25 protein-coding genes and 1 riboswitch are annotated in these 25,079 nt (G+C 68.3%); of the genes, 8 read left to right on the forward strand and 17 right to left on the reverse strand.

From position 1 onward, the window contains the following. Nucleotides 1–14: 14 nt before the first annotated feature. The 7 genes from FVA74_RS05330 to ehuB all read right to left on the reverse strand — a co-directional run bounded on the left by FVA74_RS05330 (nt 15) and on the right by ehuB (nt 5,435). Nucleotides 15–407, reverse strand: a complete 393-nt coding sequence (locus tag FVA74_RS05330) for an ectoine synthase (protein WP_147720990.1) — start codon at nt 405–407, stop codon at nt 15–17. Beyond that, a complete protein-coding gene (gene ectB / locus FVA74_RS05335; protein ID WP_147720992.1) occupies nt 404–1,702 on the reverse strand; it encodes a diaminobutyrate--2-oxoglutarate transaminase in 1,299 nt (432 codons plus the stop codon). The genes FVA74_RS05330 and ectB overlap by 4 nt, the downstream gene beginning before the upstream one ends. Nucleotides 1,703–1,780: 78 nt before the next feature. Next, entirely contained in the window at nt 1,781–2,290 is a 510-nt protein-coding gene (gene ectA, locus FVA74_RS05340; protein WP_255471459.1) for a diaminobutyrate acetyltransferase, read from the reverse strand. After that, entirely contained in the window at nt 2,287–3,156 is an 870-nt protein-coding gene (gene ehuA / locus FVA74_RS05345) for an ectoine/hydroxyectoine ABC transporter ATP-binding protein EhuA (protein ID WP_147720996.1), read from the reverse strand. Before ehuA ends, ectA begins: the two co-directional genes overlap by 4 nt. Further along, on the reverse strand, nt 3,140–3,793 hold the full coding sequence (gene ehuD / locus FVA74_RS05350) for an ectoine/hydroxyectoine ABC transporter permease subunit EhuD (RefSeq protein ID WP_147720998.1): 654 nt from the start codon (nt 3,791–3,793) through the stop codon (nt 3,140–3,142). The genes ehuA and ehuD overlap by 17 nt, the downstream gene beginning before the upstream one ends. Next, on the reverse strand, nt 3,790–4,524 hold the full coding sequence (gene ehuC, locus FVA74_RS05355; protein ID WP_147721000.1) for an ectoine/hydroxyectoine ABC transporter permease subunit EhuC: 735 nt from the start codon (nt 4,522–4,524) through the stop codon (nt 3,790–3,792). Before ehuC ends, ehuD begins: the two co-directional genes overlap by 4 nt. An 11-nt stretch (nt 4,525–4,535) precedes the next feature. Continuing rightward, a complete protein-coding gene (ehuB, locus tag FVA74_RS05360) occupies nt 4,536–5,435 on the reverse strand; it encodes an ectoine/hydroxyectoine ABC transporter substrate-binding protein EhuB (RefSeq protein WP_240792317.1) in 900 nt (299 codons plus the stop codon). Nucleotides 5,436–6,105: 670 nt separating this feature from the next. Between ehuB and FVA74_RS05365 the strand changes: the two genes are divergently transcribed. From FVA74_RS05365 to FVA74_RS05395, 7 genes are all read left to right on the forward strand, one after another. Next, nucleotides 6,106–7,398 (forward strand): aminotransferase class V-fold PLP-dependent enzyme, encoded by a 1,293-nt coding sequence (locus FVA74_RS05365; protein WP_240792344.1) that lies wholly within the window; start codon nt 6,106–6,108, stop codon nt 7,396–7,398. Continuing rightward, a complete protein-coding gene (gene sufU, locus FVA74_RS05370) occupies nt 7,395–7,841 on the forward strand; it encodes a Fe-S cluster assembly sulfur transfer protein SufU (RefSeq protein WP_147721004.1) in 447 nt (148 codons plus the stop codon). The genes FVA74_RS05365 and sufU overlap by 4 nt, the downstream gene beginning before the upstream one ends. Before the next feature lie 83 nt (nt 7,842–7,924). Continuing rightward, the gene (locus tag FVA74_RS05375) at nt 7,925–8,953 is read left to right on the forward strand and encodes an NADP-dependent oxidoreductase (protein ID WP_240792318.1); all 1,029 of its coding nucleotides are present in this window, start codon (nt 7,925–7,927) and stop codon (nt 8,951–8,953) included. Nucleotides 8,954–8,986: 33 nt separating this feature from the next. Continuing rightward, a riboswitch (TPP riboswitch) is annotated at nt 8,987–9,097 on the forward strand. Beyond that, entirely contained in the window at nt 9,088–9,708 is a 621-nt protein-coding gene (locus FVA74_RS05380; protein WP_147721008.1) for an ECF transporter S component, read from the forward strand. It overlaps the preceding riboswitch by 10 nt. 5 nt (nt 9,709–9,713) lie before the next feature. After that, nucleotides 9,714–11,180: an ABC transporter ATP-binding protein gene (locus FVA74_RS05385; RefSeq protein ID WP_187266501.1), complete on the forward strand. Its 1,467-nt coding sequence runs from the start codon at nt 9,714–9,716 to the stop codon at nt 11,178–11,180. Beyond that, nucleotides 11,177–11,962: an energy-coupling factor transporter transmembrane protein EcfT gene (locus FVA74_RS05390; RefSeq protein ID WP_147721012.1), complete on the forward strand. Its 786-nt coding sequence runs from the start codon at nt 11,177–11,179 to the stop codon at nt 11,960–11,962. The genes FVA74_RS05385 and FVA74_RS05390 overlap by 4 nt, the downstream gene beginning before the upstream one ends. Beyond that, the gene (locus FVA74_RS05395; RefSeq protein ID WP_147721014.1) at nt 11,959–12,573 is read left to right on the forward strand and encodes an ATP-binding protein; all 615 of its coding nucleotides are present in this window, start codon (nt 11,959–11,961) and stop codon (nt 12,571–12,573) included. Before FVA74_RS05390 ends, FVA74_RS05395 begins: the two co-directional genes overlap by 4 nt. Here the strand turns inward: FVA74_RS05395 and FVA74_RS05400 are convergent. From FVA74_RS05400 to FVA74_RS05410, 3 genes are all read right to left on the reverse strand, one after another. Next, the gene (locus FVA74_RS05400; protein ID WP_147721016.1) at nt 12,561–13,034 is read right to left on the reverse strand and encodes a hypothetical protein; all 474 of its coding nucleotides are present in this window, start codon (nt 13,032–13,034) and stop codon (nt 12,561–12,563) included. The two genes, FVA74_RS05395 and FVA74_RS05400, sit on opposite strands and share 13 nt — an antisense overlap. 118 nt (nt 13,035–13,152) lie before the next feature. Beyond that, nucleotides 13,153–13,353, reverse strand: a complete 201-nt coding sequence (locus tag FVA74_RS05405; RefSeq protein WP_147721018.1) for a YbdD/YjiX family protein — start codon at nt 13,351–13,353, stop codon at nt 13,153–13,155. Next, nucleotides 13,350–15,623 carry a carbon starvation CstA family protein gene (locus tag FVA74_RS05410; RefSeq protein ID WP_147721020.1) on the reverse strand — a complete coding sequence of 758 codons (2,274 nt, stop codon included), beginning with the start codon at nt 15,621–15,623 and terminating at the stop codon, nt 13,350–13,352. Before FVA74_RS05410 ends, FVA74_RS05405 begins: the two co-directional genes overlap by 4 nt. A 109-nt stretch (nt 15,624–15,732) precedes the next feature. On the opposite strand from FVA74_RS05410, the gene FVA74_RS05415 reads away from it, so the two are divergent. Continuing rightward, a complete protein-coding gene (locus tag FVA74_RS05415) occupies nt 15,733–16,038 on the forward strand; it encodes a thiamine-binding protein (RefSeq protein ID WP_147721022.1) in 306 nt (101 codons plus the stop codon). Here FVA74_RS05415 and FVA74_RS05420 read toward each other — a convergent pair whose 3' ends face one another. The 7 genes from FVA74_RS05420 to FVA74_RS05450 form a co-directional block, all read right to left on the reverse strand. Beyond that, nucleotides 16,039–16,833, reverse strand: coding sequence for an EI24 domain-containing protein (locus FVA74_RS05420; RefSeq protein WP_147721024.1), 795 nt, complete (start codon nt 16,831–16,833; stop codon nt 16,039–16,041). A 36-nt stretch (nt 16,834–16,869) separates the two neighbouring features. Further along, on the reverse strand, nt 16,870–18,270 hold the full coding sequence (locus FVA74_RS05425; protein WP_147721026.1) for an LLM class flavin-dependent oxidoreductase: 1,401 nt from the start codon (nt 18,268–18,270) through the stop codon (nt 16,870–16,872). Beyond that, complete coding sequence (locus tag FVA74_RS05430; protein WP_147721028.1) at nt 18,267–19,952, reverse strand: ABC transporter ATP-binding protein; 1,686 nt, start codon at nt 19,950–19,952, stop codon at nt 18,267–18,269. Before FVA74_RS05430 ends, FVA74_RS05425 begins: the two co-directional genes overlap by 4 nt. Next, nucleotides 19,949–20,794 (reverse strand): ABC transporter permease, encoded by an 846-nt coding sequence (locus tag FVA74_RS05435; protein ID WP_147721030.1) that lies wholly within the window; start codon nt 20,792–20,794, stop codon nt 19,949–19,951. The genes FVA74_RS05430 and FVA74_RS05435 overlap by 4 nt, the downstream gene beginning before the upstream one ends. Next, entirely contained in the window at nt 20,791–21,780 is a 990-nt protein-coding gene (locus FVA74_RS05440) for an ABC transporter permease (RefSeq protein WP_240792319.1), read from the reverse strand. The genes FVA74_RS05435 and FVA74_RS05440 overlap by 4 nt, the downstream gene beginning before the upstream one ends. 11 nt (nt 21,781–21,791) lie before the next feature. Then, complete coding sequence (locus FVA74_RS05445; protein WP_240792320.1) at nt 21,792–23,450, reverse strand: ABC transporter substrate-binding protein; 1,659 nt, start codon at nt 23,448–23,450, stop codon at nt 21,792–21,794. Between the two features lie 129 nt (nt 23,451–23,579). Next, complete coding sequence (locus FVA74_RS05450) at nt 23,580–25,067, reverse strand: MDR family MFS transporter (protein ID WP_370454524.1); 1,488 nt, start codon at nt 25,065–25,067, stop codon at nt 23,580–23,582. Nucleotides 25,068–25,079: the final 12 nt, after the last annotated feature.

Raw genomic sequence — 25,079 nt, forward strand, 5'->3', positions numbered from 1 at the left:
GCGGTGTGTGCCGGTCAGGCTACCTCTGTCACCAGCGGGTAGACACCGTTCTCGTCGTGCACCTCGCGGCCCGTGATGGGCGGGTTGAAGACGCAGACGGTGCGCATCTCGGTGCGCGGGCGAACCTCGTGCTTGTCGTGGTTGTTGAGCAGGTAGAGCGAGCCGGGGCCCAGCTGGTGCGTCTCTCCCGTCGCGAGGTCGGTGATCTCGCCCTCGCCCTCCACGATGAAGACGGCCTCGATGTGGTTGGCGTACCAGAACTGGTTCACCGTGCCGGCATAGAGGGTCGTCTCGTGCACCGAGAACCCGACCTTCTCCTTCGCGAGAACGATGCGCTTGCTGCGCCAGTTCTCGGTCTTGATATCGGCCTCGGTATCGGTGATCTCGTCAATCGTGCGAACGATCATGCGCTCGTCGTCTCCTTCTCTGTCTCGGATGCTGTCAGCTCTGGGTTGTCGAGGACGGCAGCGACGGATGCCTCGATGATGGCGAGCCCCTGCTCGAGCTCGGCGTCGCTCAGCGTCAGGGCGGGGAGGATCTTCATGACCTCACCCTCAGGCCCTGAGGTCTCCATGAGGAGGCCGCGCTCGAAGGCCTCGCGGCACACGGCATCAGCCAGGTCGCCCGTCGCGAACTGGAGGCCGCGGGCGAGGCCGCGTCCCTTGGCGATGAGGCCGCGCTCGGGATAGCGGGCGACGAGGCCATTGAAGCGGCTCTCGACCTTGGCGCCCTTGGCGATCGTCGAGTTCTTGAGCTCGTCATCCTGCCAGTAGGTGCGGATGGCCTCGGCGGCGGTCACGAAGGCGGGGCTGATGCCGCGGAACGTGCCGTTGTGCTCGCCCGGCTCCCAGATGTCGAACTCCGGCTTCACGAGCGTGAGTGCCATCGGCAGGCCGTAGCCGCTGATGGACTTCGACAGGCAGACGATGTCGGGAACGATGCCAGCCTCTTCGAAGCTGAAGAAGTCGCCCGTGCGGCCGCAGCCCATCTGGATGTCGTCGAGGATCAGCAGGATGCCGTGGTTGCGGCACACCTCGGCAAGCTGGCGGAGCCACTCGGCGCGGGCCGCGTTGATGCCGCCCTCGCCCTGCACCGACTCGACGATAACGGCGGCGGGGGTGTTGAGGCCGCTGCCACTGTCGTCGAGGAGGCGCTCCATATAGAAGAAGTCGGGGTAATCGCCGTTGAAGTAGTCGTCGTAGGGCATGGGGGTGGCGTGCACGAGGGGCACGCCGGCCCCACCTCGCTTGAGCGAGTTGCCCGTCACCGAGAGCGCGCCGAGCGTCATGCCGTGGAACGCATTCGTGAAGTTGATGACCGACTCGCGACCCGTCACCTTGCGCGCGAGCTTGAGCGCGGCCTCGACCGCGTTCGCGCCGCCGGGCCCGGGGAAGACGACCTTGTAGTCGAGGCCCCGCGGCTTGAGGATCACCTCGGAAAAGGTGTGCAGGAAGTCATTGCGCGCGCTCGTGAACATGTCGAGCGAGTGAACGACGCGGTCGTCGCTGAGGTAGTCGATGAGTGCCTTCTTGAGCACGGGGTTGTTGTGCCCGTAGTTGAGGGCACCGGCCCCCGCGAAGAAGTCGAGGTAGGCGCGACCGCTTTCGTCGTACATGGTGCTGCCGACGGCGCGGTCGAAGACGACGGGCCAGGAACGCGAGTAGCTGCGCACCTGGGACTCGAGATGAGTGGATGTAGACATTTCCGTGTTCTCCTCCTGTGTGGTGTCGTGCGGAGTGCACGCCACGCCCCGGTCGAGGCGATGGGTGGGTGATGGTCTTCAGTGCTGGGCGGCCAGGGGGCCGATCTCATAGAGGGGCTCCGGTTCGTGCTCGCCCTCTTCGGGAAAGTGGTCGCGTTCGAAGAGCGGCCGCACCGTGACGGATGCCCCGCCCCAGCGCGCGGCAAAGGAGGCGAAGGTCCTCTGCGAGGCCGGGTTGTCATCCGTGATGGTGGTCTCCAGCATGCGGATGGAACCGTCGGCGACGCCGTCCTCGACGAGGCTGTCGAGCATCCGCCCGGCGAGCCCGAGCCCGCGGAACGCCTCGTCGACGGCGACCTGCCAGACGAAGACGGTGTCGGGGGTCTCCGGCCGCCGGTAGCCGATGACGAAGCCGGCAATCTCGCCGTCGACCACGGCGACGCGACAGGTCGAGGCGAAGTCACGCGCGAACAGGATGTAGGCGTATGACGAGTTCAGGTCAAGGGTCTGCGAGTCGCGCGCGATGCGCCACATAGCGGCACCGTCGCCGATCCGCGGGGGCCGGATGACGCTGTCGGGGGAAGTCAGAGCGTGTCACCATCCCGGGTCGGCGTTGCGGGGCCGGCCTGCCAGGGGAGCGCTCCCGTGATCGGGTCGGCGACGACCGCCTGCAGGAAGTCGCGTGTGCGCTGCTCCTTCGGATTCGTGAAGAACTCCTCGGGCGTGCCCTCCTCGACGATGCGGCCACCGTCGAACATGAGGATGCGGTTCGACACGTCGCGGGCGAACTGCATCTCGTGGGTCACGATCAGCATCGTGATGTCGGTCGTGTCGGCCACGTGCTTCAGGATGCCGAGCACCTCGCCGACGATCTCGGGGTCGAGTGCCGAGGTCACCTCGTCGAGCAGGAGTATCTCGGGGTCCATCGCCAGCGCCCGCGCGATCGCGACGCGCTGCTGCTGGCCACCCGAGAGCTCGAGCGGGTGGGCGTCCTCCTTGTCGGCGAGACCCACCTGCCGCAGGAGGCCGCGAGCCTTCTCCTTGGCATCATCCTTCGACATCCCGAGCACATGCACGGGCGCCTCAATGATGTTCTCCATGACGGTCATGTTGGGAAAGAGGTTGAACTGCTGGAAGACCATGCCGATCCGCTTGCGGATCTCGTTCTTGTGCTTCTCGCTCAGTTCGACTCGCTTGCCGTCGACGTTGTCATGGCTGAGCGGTTCGCCATCGATATAGATGTAGCCGCCGCTCAACTCCTCGAGCGTCATGACGAGGCGCAGGATGGTCGTCTTGCCAGACCCCGAGGGGCCGATCAGCGTGACGCGGTCGCCCTTGTTGACGGTGAAGTTGAGGCCGTCGAGCACGACGGTGTCGCCGAATCGCTTCTCGACGTCGACGAATCTGATGGCGGGTGCGTTCCCGCCGTTCGGGGAGTCAGTGTGTGAAGGCAAGGCGCTTTTCCAATCTGCCGATGAGAAGCGATGTCGGGTAGCTGGCGAGCAGGAAGATGACGCCGGCAAGAGTGATTGCTTCGATGTACTTGAAGTTGTTGCCCCCGAAGATGAGCCCTGCCTGCACCATCTCGACGACGCCGATCATGAGGAGGAACGGCGTCTCCTTGAACATCGAGATCGCGTAGTTGCCGAGGGCCGGCACGGTGGCCCTGACAGCCTGGGGGATGATCACGGCGACCCACGTGCGGGTGCGCGACATCGACAGGGCTGTCGTCGCCTCCCACTGGCCCTTCGGCACGGACTCGATGCCCGCACGGTAGACCTCCGCCATATAGGTGGCGTAGTGGATGCCGAAGATGATGATGCCGATCGTCAGCGGCGTGATGCTGGTGAACGCGAAGTAGGCGAAGATCAACTGCACCACGATGGGCGTCATGCGGATGAAGTCGATGATGAACTTCAGGATCATGGCGAGCGGCTTCGGCAGCGACATCCGGAGTATCGCGAGGACGAGGCCGAGGACGGCGGCAATTGCCGTGCTCACCACCGTGACCAGGAGGGTCACCGTGAGGAAGCTCATCAAGAGCCGGGGGAGGGCTTCGAAGGCGAGGTCCCAGTTCCAGAACTCGTTCATGACCTGGCCGCCTCTCCTGCTGCGACTCCCGTATCGGGGGAGCGGAGGCTCAGGGCCTCCTTGAGCGACTCTCCGCGTCCGAGGCGGTGCTTCGCCTGCACCTCAAGCGCATTCATGATGAGCGTCAGGACGTAGGCGAGCACGAAGTAGATGACGAGACCCAATCCATAGGCGAAGAAGGTGTTGGTGTCGCGCTGGAGCGAATCCAGGCGGAACGTGAGGTCGGCGATCGTGATCGTGCCGACGACGGCCGTGCCCTTGAGCAGGTGGATGAGCAGGTTCGTCAGTGACGGGATCATGAGCGCCCACGCCTGCGGGAAGATCACCCGGCGCATCCGTTGGGCCCTCGTCATGCTCAACGCGGTCGTTGCCTCCCACTGCCCGGTAGGCACGGAGTTGATTGACCCGCGAACGACCTCGGCGGCATAGGCGCCGTAGTTGAGCCCGAGCGCGAGGATGCCCGCGGCCATGGGGTGGAGTTCGACGCCCAGCTGCGGCAGGACGAAGAAGAACCAGAAGATCTGGACCACGAGTGATGTGCCGCGGAAGAACTCGATGACCGTGCGAGCGAAGCCGCGGACGAGTGTCCTCGGGCTGCGCGCAAGGATCCCGAAGACCACTGCGATGACCATGGCCAGCGCGGCGCCGCCGAGGGTGAGCTGGATTGTGATCCACACGCCATCCAGGATTCTCGGCAGCGCCGCCACCAGCGCTTCGATATTGCTATCCATGGGAGAGGCGATTAGCCCAGGTCACCCGCGCAGAGCATCTCGGTCGTGAGGTCAGCGGGGGGCATGTTCTCCTTCGTGAAGCCGTACTCGCCCACCAGCTCGAGGTACTTCTCCTCGCTGTCCATGATCTTCGCGAGCTCCTCGTTGTACGCATCGAGCAGCGTCGTGTCACCCTTGCGGAAGACGGTCGAGCCGGCACCGACCTGCTCGACGCCGTCGATCTCCTGCACGAAGGCCTGGGTGGTCTCCACGCCTGCGTCCGGGTTGTTCTCGACCATCCAGTTGAGGGAGATCGCGGTCATCGCGAAGGCGTCGGCGCGGCCGTTGGCCACGACGTCCATGCCGGACTGCGCGTCCGGAACGCTCTGCACGTTCGTGATGCCGAGGGCATCGGCATAGCCGGCCTCGATGCCACCCGCGAGGACGGCCAGGTTCACGTCGCCCGCGTCAACGACCGAGTCGAGGTCGCTGAGACCCTTGGGGTTGCCCTCGGGAACCATGAGTGCGGTCGTGTACATGATCTCGGGGTCGCTGAACGCGGCCTGCGCGCAGCGGTCGGGGAGGATCGACATTCCGGCGCTGACCGCGTCGAAGCGGCCCGCGTTGAGGCCGGGGATCAGGGAATTCCAGTCGACCTGCACGACCTCGACGTTGTCGATCCCCATGTTGCCGAAGATCTCTTCGTGCATGGCGATCGTCGCCCCCGTGGGCTCGTCGCCGTCGAGCCAAGAATAGGGACGCTCATCGGCGATGGCGACGGTGATGGTGCCGTCTTCCTGAAGCGTTGCCAGCAGGTCCTCGTCGGAGTCACCGCCGTTGCCGCCTCCTCCGCTGCACGCGGTGAGTGCGAGTGCCGCGACCCCCGTCGTGGCGATTGCTAGACGAGCTTTCTGGCTCCGTCGCTTGTTCATCATGCTCCTCATTCGGTCGTGTAGGACGAACCTCGTCTGCGGACTAGGGAGACGCAGACAGACCCGACCCGAAGTGGTGATGGGCCCCCACCATACGCACGGGCTCCGACGGGATGCCACCCCTCTGGGGCTGCGCGGGCGGCGACTCGCCGGGGTCTGAACGAACCTTGCTGGCTCGCGTGATGCGTGCTAGCGAGGGCTTCGGGGCGCCGCGAAAACAGGACGATTCGACCGCTCCATGCGGCGTTTCGGGCTGCTGCGTGACACCGCCTCCTCGCCCATGCTCGCGGCGATCGGCGGGGGTCGCGCAACCGGCAGTGTGGAGTCATGGTCACTTTCGCGATCGCGCCCATATCGCGACGGCAGTCTCTCGGCCGCGAATGCCTCCGTTGTCGAATGTCACATTTCAATAACAGGTCCAATTCTCGGGTGGATTCGCCTACGATGTCGCGACTCACCGCTCGCGCGTGATCCCCGCCTGCTCACCTTTCTTCGGAGCGCGCTTGATGAAACCGACGACAAGCGCGACGGCGCCGAGGCCGAGGGCGATCGCTCCTGGAATGTGCAATGCGGTGGCGAGGATTCTGGACGACATCATCTGGATGGGCGATCTCTGCGGCGATACTCAGGTGCGCATAGGCTGGAAGCGACGACCGAGAGCAGGACCACCATCACCCCCGCGACACCGACAAACCAAGCGCTGACCCCCGCCGAGGTCAGCGCAATCCGCGCAGACTTCCCGAGCCTCGAGCAGGAGGTCAACGGGCATCCGCTCGCCTACCTCGACTCCGGCGCCACCTCGCTCAAGCCGAGGCAGGTGCTGGATGCCGAACGGGAGTTCTATGAGCGGCACAACTCGGCGGTGCACCGCGGTGCCCACACGCTTGCGGCACTCGCGACGGAACGCTTCGAGGATGCCCGGGCGACGGTCGCGCGCTTCATTGGCGCAGCGGAGGATGAGGTCGTCTGGACCTCGAATGCGACCGAAGCCATCAACCTCGTGGCCTACGGCATCTCGGCCGCGAGCGCGCGCGGCGGGGCTGACGAGGTCAGCCTGCGCGCCGGAGACGAGATCGTCGTGACCGAGCAGGAACACCATGCGAACCTCATTCCCTGGCAGGAACTCGCGGCTCGCACCGGGGCGACGCTGCGCTTCATTCCCGTCGATGACGCGGGGGAGCTCATGCTCGACAGGCTCGACGAGGTCATCACGGAACGTGCGCGGCTTGTTGCCTTCACGCACGTGTCCAACGTGCTCGGCAGCATCAGTCCCGTCGAGCGCATTGTGGCCCGCGCCCGCCAGGTCGGGGCGATCACGGTGCTCGATGCGTGCCAGTCCGTTCCCCATATGGTCGTCGACGTGGCATCACTCGACGTCGACTTCATGGCCTTCTCAGGGCACAAGATGCTCGCGCCGACCGGTATCGGCGTGCTCTACGGGCGCCGCGAGTTGCTCAATGCGCTGCCGCCCTTCCTCACGGGCGGCTCCATGATTACGACCGTGACGATGGAGCGCGCAGAGTACCTCCCCGCGCCGCAGCGCTTCGAGGCCGGCACGCAGCGCGTCTCCCAGGCGGTCGCCCTCGCGGCCGCGATCGATTACCTCGATGCCGTCGGCATGCACAGGATTGCGGCCCACGAGGCCACCCTCGGCGCTCGGCTCGCCGACGGCCTTGCCGGGATCGAGGGCGTGCGGATGCTCGGCCCAGCGGCGGGCGCCGAGCGAGTCGGCCTCGCGAGCGTCGACGTTGCCGGCATCCACTCGCATGATGTCGGCCAGTTCCTCGATGACCGGGGTATCGCGGCGCGCGTCGGCCACCACTGCGCCCAGCCCCTGCATCGTCGCCTCGGTGTCACGTCATCGACGCGGGCGAGCACCTACATCTACACGACAGAGGAGGAGGTCGACCGCTTCATCGAGGCGGTCGCCGACTCCCGCGATTTCTTCGGAGTGCGCCCGTGAGTTCCTCAGAACTGCAGTCCCTCTACCAAGAGATCATCCTGGACCACTCCCGCCAGCCGATCGGCTTTGGGCTCGTCGGCAATGCCGACGGGAGCTCGCACCAGCTCAACCCGACCTGCGGCGATGAGGTCACGCTCGAGATCGCGGTCGACGAGCACGGCCTGGCCCACGTGCACTGGGAGGGCCACGGCTGCGCCATCTCGCAGGCCTCGGCGTCGCTCTTCAGCGAGATGGTCGGGGAGGGCATGTCACTCGATGACCTTGGCCGGCGCATCGAGAGCTTCCGCACGGCCATGCGTTCGCGCGGCAAGATCCAGCCCGATGAGGAGCTCCTCGGTGACGCGGCCGCGCTCGGGGGAGTCTCGCGGTACATCGCGCGGGTCAAGTGCGCCATGCTCGCCTGGGTCGCGGCAGAGGATGCGATCGCGCAAGCGCGCGCCTGAGCAGACGCACTCATACCGGCTGGTCGGTGTGAATGCTAGCGTCGATACGGGTCCAGCGCCGGACCCCACCGACAGGAGGTATCGTGGCATCACCCGACCATTCCAAGAGCATCCAGATCCAACTCGCGGAGCGCCCGAGCGGCTGGCCCACGGACGACACCTTCCGCACCGTCACGGTTGACCTGCCCGAACTCGGCGACGGCGAGGTGCGCGTCGCGAACGAGTTCGTCTCCGTCGACCCCTACATGCGCGGCCGCATGGACGACGTGAAGTCATACGTGCCGCCCTACGTGCTGGGCGAGACGATGGAGGGCGGGGCCGTCGGCCGCATCGTCGCGAGCAACTCGGAACGGCTGGCCGTTGGCGACCTTGTGCTGCACTCGCTCGGCTGGCGTGATGTCGCCCAGGGCGAGGCATCCGCCTTCCGTAAGGTCGAGGAGATTCCGGGCATCACCCCGTCGGTCTACCTTGGGGCGCTCGGGATGCCCGGCTTCACCGCCTGGGTCGGCCTGCGCAAGATCGCCCGACTGCGGGAGGGCGACATCGTCTTCGTCTCCGGCGCTGCGGGGGCGGTCGGCAGCTCGGTGGGGCAGATCGCCCGGCTCGCCGGGGCCTCGCGGGTCATCGGCTCGGCGGGCTCGGAGGAGAAGGTGCGCACGCTCACGGAGCGCTACGGCTTCGATGCCGCGTTCAACTACAAGGAAGGTCCCGTGCGCAAGAGCCTGCGCGAGGCGGCGCCCGACGGCATCGACGTGTACTTCGACAATGTCGGCGGCGAGCACCTCGAGGCCGCGCTTGGGGCCTTCCGCGACGGCGGCCGCGGTGCCATCTGCGGCATGATCTCGCAGTACAACGCGACGGAACCGGCACCCGGGCCGCGCAACCTCGCGAACCTCATCAAGCGGGGCCTCACCCTGCAGGGCTTCACCGTGAACCGCTACAACGAGCACTTCAAGGAGTTCGCGGCCGAGGTCACGCCCTGGGTGCGCTCTGGTGAACTCATCTACGACGAGACCGTCGTCGAGGGGATCGAGAACACCCCCGCGGCGTTCCTCGACATGATGCACGGGGCCAACATCGGCAAGATGGTCGTGCGCGTCGGCCGAGGCTGAAATGCGTTCGGCCCCGGGCTATGATGGGGCCACACATACACACACGGGAGTCCGGTGAGCCGGGCTGAGAGGAAGCTACTCCAAGCTTCGACCGTCGAACCTGATCTGGATAATGCCAGCGCAGGGAGGGAAATATGAACACTTCAACTGCACCTGCCGTCGCGTCCGCCAAGGCGAAGCCGAACCTCCGCTGGAGGGTTGTCGACATCGTCGTTGCGAGCGTCATCGGCGTCGCATCCGGCCTCATCTTCCTGGCCTGGAACGTTGCCCACGAGCCCCTCAGCGGGCTCGTCGGATTCCTGCCCGGCCTCCAGGCGCTCTTCGGAGGCGGCTGGTTGTTCGCGGGCGTGCTCACGGCGCTCGTCGTGCGCAAGCCCGGCGCGGCGATCTATGGCGAGATGATCGCGGCGACCGTCTCGGCCCTCGTGGGGAACCAGTGGGGCGCGCTCACGCTTGTCTCAGGCTTCGTGCAGGGGCTCGGCGCCGAGCTCATCTTCGCGCTCTTCGTCTACACGAACTGGCGACTGAGCGGCGCCATCCTCGCGGGCATGGGCGCTGGCCTCGCGATGGCGATCACCGATCTCACGCTCTGGTACCCGGGTGCGGCACCGCTGTTCGCGACCGTCTACACGATCTCCGCGATCATCTCGGGCGCCATCCTCGCCGGCGTGCTTTCGTGGCTCGCCGTCCGCGGACTCGCGAGTGCCGGGGCACTGAACCGCTTCGCCTCGGGGCGCGTCCCCACGCGGCGCTGACGACCATGGAATCCCGGATGCCCGGGGCCCGCATAAGTGCCCGGGGATGGGGTTGGCGGCACGCAGGCCGGGACGACTGGGCCGTGCGCGACCTCGACCTCGCGATCGAACCGGGGGAGCGAGTGCTGCTGCTCGGTGCCTCCGGTGCGGGCAAGTCCACGGTCATCCACGGGCTCGCCGGCGTGCTCGGCGGGGATGAGGAGGGCGAGAGCACGGGAGAGCTGACGCTCGACGGTGACCATCCCGCATCACGTCGGGGCCGTGCGGGGCTCGTGCTGCAGGACCCCGACTCCCAGGTCATCCTCGCGCGGGTCGGTGACGACGTGGCCTTCGGCTGCGAGAACCTCGGCGTGTCGCGTGAGGAGACCTGGCGCCGCGTGCGGGATGCACTTGCGATCGTGGGCCTGGACCTGCCGCTCGATCACTCGACCGAGGCGCTCTCAGGCGGACAGAAGCAGCGGCTCGCCCTCGCGGGTGTGCTCGCCATGCGGCCGGGACTCCTCCTCCTCGACGAACCGACTGCGAACCTCGACCCCGAGGGCGTGCGCGAGGTCGTGGACGCTACGCGCCGCGTGCTCGACGAGACCGGCGCAACTCTCGTGGTCGTCGAGCACCGCGTCGAGGTCTGGCGAGAATTGGTCGACCGCGTGATCGTGCTCGGCGCGGACGGGGGCGTGCTCGCCGATGGGGACCCCGCGCGGGTGCTCACCGACGAGGGTGAGTCGCTCGCGGCATCCGGAGTCTGGGTTCCGAGTCATCCGCCGCGGACGCCCGTACGACGGGAGCGCGGCAGCGATGAGTCCCTCGTGTCCGCCGAACGGCTGTCGGTCGCTCGAGGCAAGCGCGTCGTGCAGCAGGGGGTCGACCTCACGGTCGGCGCTGGGCAGGCAATCGCCCTCACCGGAGCGAACGGTGTCGGCAAGTCGACCCTTGTGCTGACCCTCGCGGGGCTGCTTGCGCCGGCGGCGGGCAGGGTGCTCGCGCATCCCGTGCTGAAAGGCGGGGTGGGGGATGCGCCGCTCAGGTGGCGATCGCGCGACCTCCTCACGCGCATCGGCACGGTGTTCCAGGACCCCGAGCACCAGTTGCTCACCGGCCGGGTGCGCGATGAACTCGCGATCGGGCTGCGCGCGCTCAAGGTCGGCCGAGCCGAACAGGAAGCACGCATCGACGAACTGCTGCAGCGGCTCCGGCTCGCACACCTCGCCGACGCGAACCCCTTCACGCTGTCAGGCGGCGAGAAGCGGCGGCTCTCCGTCGCAACAATGCTCGCGACGCGGCCGCCCGTGCTCATGCTCGACGAACCCACCTTCGGCCAGGACTCCCGCACGTGGGAGGAACTCGTGGCGATGCTCGCCTCCCTGCTCGATGACGGCAACGCGATCGTCATGGCGACGCACGACGAGCGGCTCGTCGACGCGCTCGCCACGTCGACGCTCCGGCTGCAGCCGCGCGCGGAGGTGCTCGCATGACGGCGGTCGCCGCACGCCCCGACCGCGCGGTGGTGACAATCAATCCCGTCGCGAAGCTGGCGACGGCCCTCCTCGTCGCCGGGGTGCTCGTGCTCACGATCGACTGGGTCTCGGCGACCGTGGCCCTCGTGCTGGAGTTCGCCCTCTTCGCCTTCGCGGGCGTGAGCGCCCGCACCTTCTGGCTGCGCACACTGCCGATCTGGATCATGGCGCCGCTCGCCGGCGTGACGATCGCGCTCTATGGCGAGGCATCCGGCGCCACCTACTTCGAGTGGCTCTTCGTGCACGTGACAGAGGGCTCGGTCACGCTCGCGATCGCGACCGTGTTGCGAGTGCTCGCGATCGGCCTCCCCGCCGTCGTGCTCTTCATCACAATCGACCCGACCGACCTCGCCGACGGGCTCGCGCAGGTCGCCAAACTGCCGAGCCGCTTCGTGTTGGGCGCGCTCGCGGGGCTCCGGCTCGTGGGCCTGCTGATCTCCGACTGGCGCAGCCTTGAGCTCGGCCGCCGCGCCCGGGGCGTAAGCGATCACGGGCGTGTGCGACGGCTGCCTGGGCAGGCCTTCGCGCTGCTCGTGATCGCGATCCGGCGGGGCAGCAAGCTCGCGACGGCGATGGAGGCTCGCGGCTTCGGCGGCGCCACCCCTCGATCGTGGGCGCGTGCGTCACACTTCGGCCGCCCCGAGGTGCTGCTGATCATCATCGGTGCGGCGATCGCGGCGACCGCCGTCGCGGTCTCGGTCGCGACCGGCCACTGGAACTTCATCTGGGCGAGGGCATGAGACCGGATGCCACGCCTGACCCCGCGCCAGGGCGGCAGCCAGAGACGGCGCATGCGATCGTGACGCACGTGCCCCGCATCGTCGACGCCGTTGCTGTGGATGCCCGCCCGGTCGTGCTCATCGACGGCCGCTCCGGCTCAGGGAAGACGACGCTCGCCAGGGCGCTCGCGGCGGCGATCGACGGCGCGCAGCTCGTGCGGCTCGACGACTTCTACCCCGGCTGGGACGGGCTCGACGCTGGGAGCGCGATGGTCGTCGCCGACGTGATGCGGATGGACGACCCCGGGTGGCGAGGCTGGGATTGGAACGTGGGCCGGCCAGGCACGTGGCATCCGCTCGATGCGGCGCGGCCGCTCGTGATCGAAGGCTGCGGTGCGCTCAGCCGCGCATCGCGTGCGCTCGCGACCTTCGGCGTGTGGGTTGAACTCGACGCCCCCACCAGGAAGCAGCGCGCCCTGGCACGGGATGGGGAGGGCTATGCGCCGTACTGGGACCGGTGGGCCACGCAGGAAGACGAGTTCATCGCCCGCGAGCACCCGCGGTCGCTCGCCGACCTCGTGATCGACGAGACCGCGACAGCGTCCGGGAGAGTCGGGACTCAGCCCCAGTAACCCGGATCGTCGGTGGGGTCGTCCTGCCAGTAGCACGTCAGCACGGCATGCGTGCGGTAGAAGACGGCCAGGGTGCGGTCGGCGGCTCGTGCGTCCAGCCCGCCGGGGGAGATCGACCCGCTGATCGTGCCGGGGGCGAAGCAGTAGTCGTCGCGCGCGAACTGCGGTCTGCTCGGCGCCGTCCAGTCGCCCTTGTATGCACCCATACAGTCCTCGCAGACCGGGATGAACTCGGGCACCCCGAAATAGCAGATCATCGTCAGTGAACCGCGATACCGCAGCTCCGCGACATCCGTCGTGTACAGGTTCGTCGAGGGCCCGCCGGAGGCACTGTTGCCGCGCTCGCATCGCTCGGTGCCCTCCATTCCCGAGAAGTGGTCGGCGCTCGCGGGGGCCGCACCGAGCAACACGAGCACGGCAGCGCCGAGGAGGGCGAGGGATGACGTCACAACACGGGACATGGCAGCCACCTGTCAACGAGGGGGTGAGGTACCGGGAGTGTAGAGCGGCGGTTCGCGTTTGGTGAGGCGTCAGATCATGAGAGTTCTGTCATCCGGAACGCCCTGTCGCCGGTGCCGATCAGCAGCACCGTCCTTCGGGGTTCCGGTCGCGGCGATCGTCGCGGTCCCGCCAGAACTCACGCTCCGTCATGGGCGGATGCCCGTCGTGATGCGTCGCATGGAACTCGAGGTAGCGCTCATAGGCATCGGCTCCCATGATGCCGCGGAGGATTCGCCTTGCCTCGACGACCGTGGCCACGAGGGCATCGGCTGCGGTCATCGGTGCCCACCGCCCTGCGTGCGGGCCGGCTCGCCGCGGGCGTCCCACTGTTGCTGGATCTTCTTCTCGGCGGGCGTTGCAATCAGGCCGGCCGGAGCGAAGATGCGGGAGGGCACCGCGGCATCCTCACTCGTCGCGGTCGACCGCCGCTTGTAGGAGCGCCACACCGCGAGGACTGCCGTCAGGATGACGATGATCGCGAGGAGCACGAACAGCACCGAGAGGATGCCCTGCACCATGGTGTTGCGCACGACGGCGTTCATCGCCTCGACGCTCGTGGCGGTGCCGAAGCTCGTCTCGCCTGCCGCGAGCGCCTCGCGGAAGGCCGCGTTCTGGGCGAAGTACCCGATGGCCGGCACGGTCGAGAAGATCTTGAGGAACGACGCCCAGATCGTGATGACGGCCGCGAAGCCGAGCGGGAGTACGACGACCCACAGCCACTTGAAGAGCCCGCGCTTGGCGATGATCGCCATGCAGATCGCGAGCGCGATCGCCGCGAGGAGCTGGTTGGCGATGCCGAAGAGCGGGAAGAAGGTGTTGATGCCGCCGAGCGGGTCGGTGACCCCGAGCACGAGGATTGCGCCCCACGCGGCGACCATGACGGCCGTTGCGAGCCACGCGCCCGGGCGCCACGAGGTGTCCTTGAAGCGGGTCCAGAAGTTGCCGATGCTGTCCTGCAGCATGAAGCGGGCGACTCGCGTGCCGGCGTCGACGGCCGTGAGGATGAAGAGCGCCTCGAACATGATCGCGAAGTGGTACCAGAACGCCATCATGCCGGTGCCGCCAATGAGCTGCTGCATGATGTGGGCGAGGCCGACGGCGAGCGTGGGCGCGCCGCCCGTGCGGCTGACGATCGACTCCTCGCCGACATCCTTCGCCGTCTGCAGCAGTGCCGCCTCGTCGACCTCGACCCCCGTGAGGCCCAGGTTGTTGACGAATGCGACAGCGCCCTCGACAGTGCCACCCGTTGCCGCCGCCGAGGAGTTCATGGCGAAGTAGATGCCCTGGTCGATCGAGAGGGCCGCGACGAGCGCCATGATGGCAACGAAGGACTCCATGAGCATGCCGCCGTAGCCGATGAAGCGCGTCTGGCGTTCCTTCTCGACGAGCTTCGGGGTCGTGCCGGAGGAGATGAGGGCGTGGAAGCCCGAGAGGGCACCGCAGGCGATCGTCACGAAGAGGAATGGCCAGAGCGGCCCCGCGACGACGGGGCCCTCGCCCGTGGCGGCGAACTCGGTGAAGGCTGGCACCTCGATCTCGGGCCGCACGATGACGATCGCGACGGCGAGCATGACGATCGTGCCGATCTTCATGAAGGTCGAGAGGTAGTCGCGCGGGGCGAGCAGGAGCCACACCGGGAGGATCGCGGCGATGAAGCCGTAGATGACGATCGCGATCGCGATCGTGAGCGGTTCGAGGGTGAAGAGCGAGGCACCCCATTCGGTCTCAGCGACGGCGCCGCCGCCGATGATCGCGGCCAGGAGCAGCACGAAGCCGATGATCGAGACTTCCATGACCCTGCCGGGGCGGAGGAAGCGGAGGTACACGCCCATGAACAGTGCGATGGGGATCGTCATCGCGACGGAGAAGACACCCCACGGGCTCTCGGCGAGCGCGTTGACGACGACCAGCGCGAGGATGGCGACGATGATCACCATGATCGTGAGGGTCGCGATGATCGCCGCAGTGCCGCCGATCACGCCGAGTTCGTCGCGCGCCATCTGGCCGAGGGAGCGACCGCCGCGGCGCATCGAGAAGAAGAGCACCAGGTAGTCCTGCACGGCGCCGGCGAGCACGACACCGACGATGATCCAGAGGGTGCCGGGCAGGAAGCCCATCTGGGCGGCGAGCACGGGCCCGACGAGAGGGCCAGCGCCCGCAATGGCGGCGAAGTGGTGACCGTAGAGCACACGCCGGTCGGTCGCGACGTAGTCCTTGCCGTCGGCCCTGTACTCCGCGGGCGTGGCTCGCCGGTCATCCGGCCTCGTCACGTGACGCTCGATGTACTTCGAGTAGAAGCGATAGAAGATGAAGTAGGTGCAGACCGCCGCGAACACGAACCAGATCGCGTTGACCGTCTCGCCGCGAACGATCGCGAGCATGACCCACGCGACCCCGCCGAGCAGGGCGATCGCAGCCCAGATGACGATCTTGAGTGGGGTCCAGCGTCGGTCCTCCGTCTCAAGCTCCGCGGCGGGGACCGCCACGGGTGGGAGGGAGGGATCCTGCTCCAGGGTGGAACCGTCGCCGGGTCTCGTCGTCGAGTCCATCTATGCCTCCTCGGGGCTGCCTAGTCGCAGGCTAGAACTCACCCGCCAGCCGCGCTAGACCCAACTTTCTGCCCCGTTCGGGGCACGGGCTCGGCCCTAGACTGGAGCCATGCTTGTTGCCTTCTCTGTCTCGCCAGGCGGCACCGGCCGCACCAATGGATCCGTGCATGACGCGGTCGCTGCCGCCGTCAAGGTTGTCCGCGAATCCGGCCTCCCACACCGCACGGACGCGATGTTCACGACGATCGAGGGCGAGTGGGACGAGGTCTTCGATGTCGTCAAGCGCGCGACGGATGCCGTCGGCGAGTTCGGCTCGCGCGTCTCGCTCGTGCTCAAGGCCGACATCCGCCCCGGCTACACGGGCGAGCTCGACGGCAAGGTAGCACGCCTCGAGCAGGCCATCTCAGGAGAGTAGCTACGCGACCGCGCGCGTCGGCTCGCCGAGCGTTCGGCGCGCGAGCAGCGTCGCGCCGGCAACCGCCGCCGGCATGGTGGCGACGGCACCGAGCGGCACGAGGAACAGCACGAAGGCTGCGACGCCGAAACCGAGCGTTACCGAGCGGCGCTGGCCGAGCATCCGTCGCCGTGCACCGAAGCGGATGCCGCGGCGCTCGAATGCCGTCGCCGTGAGTTCGAGCGCCAGGAACCACCCGCCAGTGAACGCACCGATGATTGCGGCCGTGACACTGCCCGCGACCGGGATGAGCCCGAGCAGGAACAGCCCGAGCCCGACGAGGATGGTGAGCGCCAGCACGGCAATGGCCTCCCCGATGCCGCGCAGGATACCGCGAAGCATGGGCACCTCCGGCCCTTCGGCCACGGGGGAGATGCGGTCGTCGACGGCGCGGGAGATGCGCTCAAAGAATGGTGCCCCGATCGTCAGGGTGACGACCGTGAACGTATAGACGGCCACGAGGGCCGCGGCGCCGATGATCCCGATGCCGACGGCGATCTGGATGACCGTGCGCCACAGCTCGGCCCAGCCGTCGGCGAAGCCCGTGAGCCACGTCACGAGCTGGTCGAGGTTCATCAGGAGGGCGAAGATTGCGGCACCGAAGACGAGTGACGTGATGAGGCCGGGCACAAGGCCGAGCAGCATCGCGCGGGGGTTGGACCCCCAGGCCCGGAAGCCGCGGAACAGCAGCCCGACGCCCTCAGCGAAGCCTCGCAACATGCCGGGCGCCCTCGGGGCAGTGGCGGCGGCGGGCATGCCTCGAGAATATCCGCTGAGGCATGCCCGCGTGCCTCACGCCGAGACCGCGTCCCTCGCGCTGCCGCCGACGAGGGCACCCTCAGCGAAGGCGCCCCGGTAGCGGGCGGCCGGGTGCCGCTCGTTCACGCGGTCGGTGCCGAAGAGCTTGCGACGCAGCGACCCGGGCGTGTACTCCGACTGGGCGAGCCCGCGCGCCTGCAGCACGGGGATGACCTTCTCTGCGAACTCTTCGAAGGAGCCCGGGATGACCCAGTTGATGACGTTGATGCCATCGACGCCGGCGGCCTGCCAGCGCTCCAACTCGTCCGCGATGTGCTCGGGCGTGCCCACGATGACGGTGTGGTCGCCTCGGGCGCGTGCCGCAAGGTCGGCCACGACCGGCTCGCGATCGGTCACGAGGGCGGCCGCGGCATCCAGGAAGCCCTTCGCGGTGTTGGTGTCGACCTCGCAAAGCGGCGTCTCGGGCGGGTAGGTGCGACCATCCTTGTCCACGATCGCGGCGTGGGCGAGGTAGCCGTCGAGGCTCGAGTACTCGCGGTACTCCGCCCACTTCGCCTGCGCCTCCTCCTGCGTGTCTCCGATCACGAAGGAGAGGCCCTGGAAGAACTTCACATCCTCCGCGCGGCGTCCCGCAGCGACCGCCTGCGCACGGGTGTCTTCAATCTGCGCGCGTGCTGCCTCGGGCGTCGGGCTGATGATGAAGACCGCCTCGGCGTTGTTCGCGGCGAAGGCGCGGCCGGCGCCCGACGAACCCGCCTGGTACAGCACGGGCGTGCGCTGCGGCGAGGGGGAGGGCAGGTGCGGCCCCTCGACCGTGTAACGCTCGCCGACGTGGTGGATCTTGTGCACCTTTGACACGTCGGAGAAGACGCCGCCCTCCTTGTCGACGAGCACGGCGTCGTCGTCCCACGAGCCCTCCCAGAGCTTGTAGGCGACGTCGACGTATTCCTCCGCCCAGCGGTAGCGCTCGGCGTGGTCGGTCAGCTGTGGCAGGCCGTAGTTGCGCGCGCCGTTGTCCTGCGTGCCGGTCACGATGTTCCACGCGACCCGGCCCTTGGAGATGTGGTCGAGCGTCGAGACCTGGCGGGCGAAATTAAACGGATGCTGCTGCATCACGTTGCTCGTCAGCGCGAGTCCGATGTGTTCCGTGGTGACGGCGAGCGCGCCGAGTAGCACGAGCGGGTCGTTGCTGGGAATCTGCAGTCCCTCGCGCACGTAGACGCCGTAGTCGGCATCCGCGTCGCCGTAGTGCCCGCTGACGTCGGCGAAGAAGAGGGCGTCGAAGCGGGCGGCCTCGAGCGTCTTGGCGAGGTCGATCCAGAGGCCCACGTCTGCGAACTCGTGCTGGCGGGCATCCGGTCTCCGCCACTGGCCGTGGTGGATGTGGGATCCGGTGTTCATGACGAAGGCGTTGAAGCGCAGGGGGGTGGTCATGCTGTTCCTTTCGAGGGGGCGGGGCGTTCGAGGCGTGGCAGTGAGGCGATGAGTTGTCGCGTGTAGGGCTGTTGCGGGGCGGTGAAGACGGCGTCGGCGTCGCCGTGCTCGACGACGCGGCCGTCCTTCATGACGAGCACTCGGTCGCTCACGTGGTGCACGACCCCGAGGTCGTGGCTGATGAAGAGGTAGCTGACGCCGAGCTGCTGCTGCAGCGCGCCGAGCAGGTCGAGCACCTGCGCCTGGATCGAGACGTCGAGCGCCGACACCGCTTCGTCAAGCACCATGACGGAGGGGCGCGGGGCGAGGGCGCGGGCGATCGCGACACGCTGGCGTTGGCCTCCCGAGAGGGTCAGCGGATGCCGCTCGCGCACGCTGCGCGGCAGGCCTACCCAGTCGAGCAACTGGTCAACGCGGGCTGTGCGCTCACGGGTGGGTCCGGCGACGCTGTCGGCGATGATCCGTTCGACGGTCCAACGCGGGTCGAAGGAGCTCAGTGGGTCCTGGTACACGGCCGTGATCTCGCGGCGGAGCGGGCGCCGGATGCTGCGGCTCGCCTCCGTCCACGGCTGGCCGTGGAGCAGCACACGCCCCGCGTCGGGGTGCGTGAGGGCGAGGGCCATGCGCGCGACCGTGCTCTTGCCGGAGCCCGATTCGCCCACGATGCCGAGCGTCTCACCCGCTGCGAGGCTGAATGAGACGCCGTCGACCGCAGTGCGGCTCGTCCGTCCCGGTCCAGGGAAGCGCTTGGCGAGCCCCTCGGCCGTGAGCACGGGCCCACCGCCCGGGTCGCGGCGCTCGCCGGGGCCCGGCTCGTGCACGACGATTGGCACGTGCGGCGCGAGTCGGCTGCCGCGGGTGTGCGCGCTCGGGACCGCGTCGATCAGCGTCCGCGTGTACTCGTGGCTCGGTGCGGAGAGCACCGCGCGAGCGGCACCCTGCTCCACGATGCGACCGTCGTGCATGACCGCGATGTCATCCGCCAGGCGGGAGACGACGGCGAGGTCGTGGCTGATGAGGAGGAGGGCGGCACCCCGCTGCTTCGCAGCCTCGAGCAGGTGGAGCACCTGTGCTTGCACGGTGACGTCGAGCGCGGTGGTCGGCTCGTCGGCGATGATGACGCCGGGGGAGAGTGCGAGGGCCGAGGCGATGAGTGCCCGCTGCCGCAGTCCACCCGAGAGCTCGTCGGGACGCTGCCGTGCCCGCAGTTCGGGGTCGGGCACGCCGACCGCCGAGAGCAGGTCGATGACCTTGCGTCGCCTCGCGGCACGGTCACCCCAGCCGTGGAGGCGCAGGGCCTCCTCGATCTCGCGGCCGACGGGCCGCAGGGGGTCGAGTGAGACGAGCGCGTCCTGCAGCACGAAGCCGACGCGCTGGCCCCGGATGCCACGCCACTGGCGGTCGCGCAACGCCGAGAGGTCTCGGCCCTCGAGCTCAAGCCGACGCGCGCGCACCGAGGCGCCTGCGCCCGTGAGGCCGACGAGCGTGCGGGCGGTGACGCTCTTGCCTGAGCCGGACTCGCCCACGAGCGCGAGGCAGCGGCCGGGTGCGAGCGCCAAGGAGACCCCCTGCACGGTGGGCGCGGTGCGCCCGGGGAACGTGACCGACAGGTCTTCGACGAGGTAGCCCGTGGCCGCAGCATCCCGAATCTCGGTCGTGGCGGGGTCGAGGGTGAGGCTCATGCGCGGTGTCCTTCCAGATGCTGCTGCAGGTGGCGGCCGATCGTGGTGACGGCGAGGGCGAGGAGCACGATCGCGAGTCCGGGGAGCACCTCGAGCCACCACGCGTGGGTCATGTAGGCGCGGCCCGCGTCGAGCAGGGCGCCCCACTCGGGTGAGGGTGGGGCAACGCCGAGCCCGAGGAATGAGAGGCCGGATGCCCACACAATCGACTGCCCGACGCTGAGGGTCGCGACCGCCACGAGTGGGCGCACCGCGTTGGGCACGATGTGCTGGCGAAGGACGCGCCACGAGCTGTGTCCCACGGCGTGCGCCGCCTCGACGTAGGGCGACGTGCGCACCGCGAGGACCTGTCCACGGATCATGCGCGCGTAGCCGGGGGCCGTGCCGATGCCGACCGCGAGCACGAGGGTCGCGGGTGAGGGGCCGAACGCGGCCACGAAGAGGAGCGCGACGAGGAGCATGGGGAAGGCGAAGAGCACATCCAGGCCGCGCGAGACGATCGCGTCGATGAGCCGGCCACCCAGCCCCGCCGTCACGCCAAGGACGAGCGCGATCGCGAGGCTCAGCGCGGTCGCCCCGAGCCCGATCGACAGGGACTCGCGGGTACCGAAGATGATGCGGGAGTACAGGTCACGACCCGCCTCGTCCGTGCCCGCCAGATGCGAGAGCGAGGGGCCCTGGAGGGCGGCGGCGAGGTCGAACTGGAGCGGATCGTGCGTCGCAAGTGCGCCGGGAACGATCGCGGCCGCGAGGAAGAACGCGACCACGAGGAGCGAGAGCACGAGCGTCGGGGAGGGCGTCCTGCGGGTGCGGGACAGCGGGGGAGCAGCGGTCGCGGTCATTCGGTGGCCAATCTTGGGTCGACGGCGGAATAGGCGAGGTCGACGACGAGGTTCACGACGACGTAGACGAGCGCGACGACGATCACGACGCCGCCGACGACGGGGAGGTCACGCGAGTTGACTGCCGAGACGAGCACGCGGCCGATGCCGGGTCTGGCAAAAATCGTCTCGACGATGACGGCGCCCGATATGAGCGAGCCGAGCGCCCACCCCGAGAGAGTGATGCCAGGGAGTGCCGCGTGCCGGAGCACGTGCCACACCCGCACGCCGAGGTCGCTCATGCCGCGCATCCGTGCTGAGGTCACGAAGGGCTCATCGAGCGCCCGCTCGAATGCTGCTCGCGTCGCCTGGCCCATGAAGCCGGCGAGGGGGATGCCGAGCGTCAGGGCGGGGAGGACGAGGCGCGCGGCCTCGGAGCCGCCGATGACGGGGAACCAGCCCAGCCCGAGAGCGAAGACCACGAGCAGGATGACGCCGAGCCAGTAGGGCGGCAAGCCCGCGGCAACCGTCTCGACCCCGCTGCCAATCGCGTCGATGCGGGCTGAACGGCGCGTCGTCGCGACGGTCCAGATGACCGTGAGTACCCAGGCGACCGCGAGCGCCGTGACCGTCAGGAGGAGGGTCGAGGGAATCTGTTCCGCGATGAGCGCCTCGACCGGCTGGTGCATCTGGTACGAGACACCGAGCCGGCCGCTCAACAGGCCGCCCAGGTAGTCGGCGTACTGCAGAAGGATCGGGTCGTCGAAGCCGTACTCCGCCCGGATCGGTGCGAGCTCCTCATCGCTGCGCGCCTCAGTCTGGCCCGTGCGCTGGTTGAGTAGGAGTGTCGCCCGGTCGCCCGGGAGGAGCGCCTGCGCGAAGAAGGTCGCGCTCGCCGCGGCGAAGAGCACGAGCACGGCGCTCCCAAGTCGCCCAAGCACCCTCAGGGCAACCCCGCTGCCCACTCGACGCTTCACCTGCCGCTCGTCTACGGCCAGCGCGGTCACGGTGTGGCTGCTCACTGGACGAAGTAGGCGTCGTGGAACACGGGCTCACCCTGGGAGGCTTCCAGCCACACATCCCGCAGCTGCTGCCCCACGGCGAGCGACGTCGTCTGTGTGTAGAGGCCGACCGCGACGGCGCGGTCGCTGATGAGCTGCTGGGCTTCGGCGAAGAGGCGCTCCTGCTCAGACGGCTCCGTCGTGCCGTTGGCCCCCTCGATGAGGGCGAGCAGCTCGTCGTCGTTGTAGAAGGTCGAGTTGGCGCCGTTCGGCGACTCGGGCAGGTGGTGGCGGTAGTTGATGTGCAGGATGCCCGCGGTCGGCGACGTCCAGTAGCCGACGTAGATGTCGCGCTCGTCTGGTTGCGAGTAGGCGCCCCCGAAGAGTTCACTCTGCGTGACGGGGATGAGCGTGACCTTGAAGCCGACCTCCTTGACCTGCTGCTGGATCGCCTGCAGCACGGCCGAGCCTTCCTGCGTCAGGATCGAGCCAGCACCGTAGGGGATGACGACCTCGAGGGCCTCGCCGTCTTTCGTGCGATACCCCGCGGCATCCGTCGCGGTCCAGCCGGCCGCGTCGAGAAGCTCGGCGGCGCGGTCGGGGTCGTAGGGGTAGGCATCGGCGACCTCGGCGTTGTAGTTGCTTGTGCCCTGGCTCACGGAGCCGTTGCCCTCGAAGGGCACCGCGCCCCGGAACACCGTCTCGACGATCGCCTTGCGGTCGCTTGCGAAGGCGAAGGCCTGCCGCACGCGCTCATCGACGAAGGGGCCCTCGACCGTGTTGAAGGAGAGTGCGACCGGCCGACCGGGCGTGATGTAGCGCTGCACCTCGAAGTGCTCGCCCGCGGTAGCCCACTCGATGCTCGGCACGTCGTAGATGACATCGGTCTCACCCGAAACGAGCGATCCATAGCGGGTCGTGGCGTCGGGGAGGAAGCGCCACTCGATGCCCTCGACGTAGGCCGGGCCGTCGTGTCGGGCGTTGGCGGGCGCCGAGTTGTAGTCGTCGTTGCGCTCGAAGGTCACGCTCTCACCGCGCTTCCACCCGGCGACCGTGAAGGGTCCCGTGCCAACAGGCTGTTCGCAGTTCGCCTCGTTGCCGCGGGCGAGCGCGGTCGGCGACTGGATGCCGAAGTAGCCCTGCGACAGCACGGTCAGCAGCGGCGAGTACGGGGCCGAAAGCGTGACCTCGAGGGTCGTGGCGTCCACCGCGCGGCTCGACTCGTAGTAATCGGCGAGGTAGGCCTGCACGGTGCCATTGCCGCCGTCGAGCCAGTACTCGAAGTTGTCGCTGACCGCCTGGGCATCCAGCGCGGTGCCGTCGGTGAAGGTGACATCGTCGCGCAGGGTGAAGGTCCAGGCGCGCTGGTCGCCCGACACGGTCCAGTCGGTCGCGAGCCACGGCACGACGGTGCCGTCGTCCTCGAGCGAGACGAGCGAGTCGAGCACCTGACGCGACAGGTACGCCTGCTGCACCCAGCCGCCGAAGATGCACGGCGGCTCCTGCAGGTGGCCGTAGACGATCGTGCCGCCCTCGACGCGCTCGTCCCCGACAGCGGCCTGGGGCCCCGAGCATCCGGCCATCAGGGCGATGGCGAGGGATGCTGCGGCCGCCGTCATCGCTACGGGGCCGCGTCGACGATCACGGGGTGCGGGGGTGTGGATCGGTGTTGGCACGATGGCGCTCCTGGTTCTCGACGGCGGGGTGTGCCGAGAGTAGGACGCCGGTTCGTGCCGCGACAACGTGCCAAGTCACGCGCGGTCACAGGTCGTCACATGACGTCAAGAAACGTCACGCGCGGTCATCTAGTGGGTGGGTGCGACGCCTTCGCCGTGGACCATGTCTGCGGGCTTGCGCACGAAGAGCGCCAGGATCACAGCGGCGGATGCGACGGCAGCTCCGACCAGGAACGCCGCGTGGATGCCCTCCCCGGTTGCGAGCCTCTCGCTGGTGCCGGAGCCGAGCGCCGCAGCCGCGGTCACCGACATGAGCGTCACGAAGAGCGCCGTGCCTGCAGCGCCCGCGACCTGCTGCACGGTGCCGACGATCGCGCTGCCGTGCGGGTACAGGTGCGGCGGCAGCGAGCCGAGCGCGGAGGTAAGGAGCGGGGTGAAGACGAAGCCCAGTCCGAGGTTGAGGGCGAGATGGACGGCGATGATCCAGGCGATGGAGGTGCCGGGGTCGAAGGTCGCCATGCCCCACAGGGCCGCGGCCGACACGATCATGCCCGGGATGACCAGCGGAGTCGGCCCGAAGCGGTCGAAGAGGTTGCCGACGACGGGGGCGATCGCGCCCATCAGCACGCCGCCGGGCAGCAGCATGAGGCCGACGCCCAGCACGTCGAGGCCGAGCACCTGCTGCAGGTAGATGGGCAGCAGGATGAGCGAGCCGAACAGGCTTGCCATGACGATCACGACGAGCACGATCGCGAGGCTGAAGGTCTTGCTCTGGAAGGTGCGCAGGTCGAGGAGGGCGCTGTCGACCTTCTGCAGCTGCAGCTGGCGCAGCACGAAGAGGATGAGCGATGCCGCACCACCGATGAGGGGAATCCAGATCGGCACGGGCGTGTGGCCGGAGGCGGCTTCGCCGATGCTGCTGAGGCCGTAGATCAGGCCACCGAAGCCGAGGCCGGAGAGCACCACCGAGAGCACGTCGAAGCGAGCATCCGGACGCGTGTTCGTGACGTTGCGCACCCAGACAGCGCCCAGCACGAGTGCAAGCAGGGCGATGGGGAGCATTGACCAGAACAGCATGTGCCAGGTGGCGACATTGAGGATGAGCCCGGACACCGTCGGGCCGAGCGCCGGAGCAACGGCGATGACGATCGAGATGACGCCCATCATTCGGCCGCGGTGCGAGGCCGGCACGACGTTGAGCACCGTCGTGAAGAGGAGCGGCATCATGATCGCGGTGCCGCTCGCCTGCACGACACGACCCGCGAGCAGCACCTCGAAGCCCGGCGCGAGCGCGCCGATGAGGGTGCCGAGCGAGAAGAGTGACATCGCAGCGAGGAAGACCCCCCGCAGCGGAAAGCGCTCCAGCAGGAAGCCGGTCAGCGGGATGACGACGGCCATCGTGAGGAGGAAGCCGGTCGTGAGCCACTGGCCTGTTGCCGCGGTGATATCGAGGTCCTTCATGATGGGCGTCAGCGCGACGCCCATGACGGTCTCGTTGAGGATGACGACGAAGGCGGACACCACGAGGAGCGCAATGACGAGACCCGGCTTGACTGCCGGGGTCGTCGGCTGTGCGGGCACGGAGGCGGTGCTGGGAGAGGAGTCCTGCAGGGTCAAGAAGTGGCTTCC

This window comes from Salinibacterium sp. dk2585, from assembly GCF_008001035.1.
Taxonomy (GTDB): Bacteria; Actinomycetota; Actinomycetes; order Actinomycetales; family Microbacteriaceae; genus Homoserinimonas.

Coding starts and splice junctions, on each gene's coding strand:
- FVA74_RS05330 (WP_147720990.1), bottom strand. CDS start 407: ATGATCGTTCGCACGATTGACGAGATCACCGATACCGAGGCCGATATC.
- ectB (WP_147720992.1), bottom strand. CDS start 1,702: ATGTCTACATCCACTCATCTCGAGTCCCAGGTGCGCAGCTACTCGCGT.
- ehuD (WP_147720998.1), bottom strand. CDS start 3,793: ATGAACGAGTTCTGGAACTGGGACCTCGCCTTCGAAGCCCTCCCCCGG.
- ehuC (WP_147721000.1), bottom strand. CDS start 4,524: ATGGATAGCAATATCGAAGCGCTGGTGGCGGCGCTGCCGAGAATCCTG.
- ehuB (WP_240792317.1), bottom strand. CDS start 5,435: ATGAACAAGCGACGGAGCCAGAAAGCTCGTCTAGCAATCGCCACGACG.
- FVA74_RS05380 (WP_147721008.1), top strand. CDS start 9,088: ATGAACACTTCAACTGCACCTGCCGTCGCGTCCGCCAAGGCGAAGCCG.
- FVA74_RS05385 (WP_187266501.1), top strand. CDS start 9,714: ATGGAATCCCGGATGCCCGGGGCCCGCATAAGTGCCCGGGGATGGGGT.
- FVA74_RS05390 (WP_147721012.1), top strand. CDS start 11,177: ATGACGGCGGTCGCCGCACGCCCCGACCGCGCGGTGGTGACAATCAAT.
- FVA74_RS05395 (WP_147721014.1), top strand. CDS start 11,959: ATGAGACCGGATGCCACGCCTGACCCCGCGCCAGGGCGGCAGCCAGAG.
- FVA74_RS05400 (WP_147721016.1), bottom strand. CDS start 13,034: ATGTCCCGTGTTGTGACGTCATCCCTCGCCCTCCTCGGCGCTGCCGTG.
- FVA74_RS05405 (WP_147721018.1), bottom strand. CDS start 13,353: ATGACCGCAGCCGATGCCCTCGTGGCCACGGTCGTCGAGGCAAGGCGA.
- FVA74_RS05410 (WP_147721020.1), bottom strand. CDS start 15,623: ATGGACTCGACGACGAGACCCGGCGACGGTTCCACCCTGGAGCAGGAT.
- FVA74_RS05415 (WP_147721022.1), top strand. CDS start 15,733: ATGCTTGTTGCCTTCTCTGTCTCGCCAGGCGGCACCGGCCGCACCAAT.
- FVA74_RS05420 (WP_147721024.1), bottom strand. CDS start 16,833: ATGCCCGCCGCCGCCACTGCCCCGAGGGCGCCCGGCATGTTGCGAGGC.
- FVA74_RS05425 (WP_147721026.1), bottom strand. CDS start 18,270: ATGACCACCCCCCTGCGCTTCAACGCCTTCGTCATGAACACCGGATCC.
- FVA74_RS05430 (WP_147721028.1), bottom strand. CDS start 19,952: ATGAGCCTCACCCTCGACCCCGCCACGACCGAGATTCGGGATGCTGCG.
- FVA74_RS05435 (WP_147721030.1), bottom strand. CDS start 20,794: ATGACCGCGACCGCTGCTCCCCCGCTGTCCCGCACCCGCAGGACGCCC.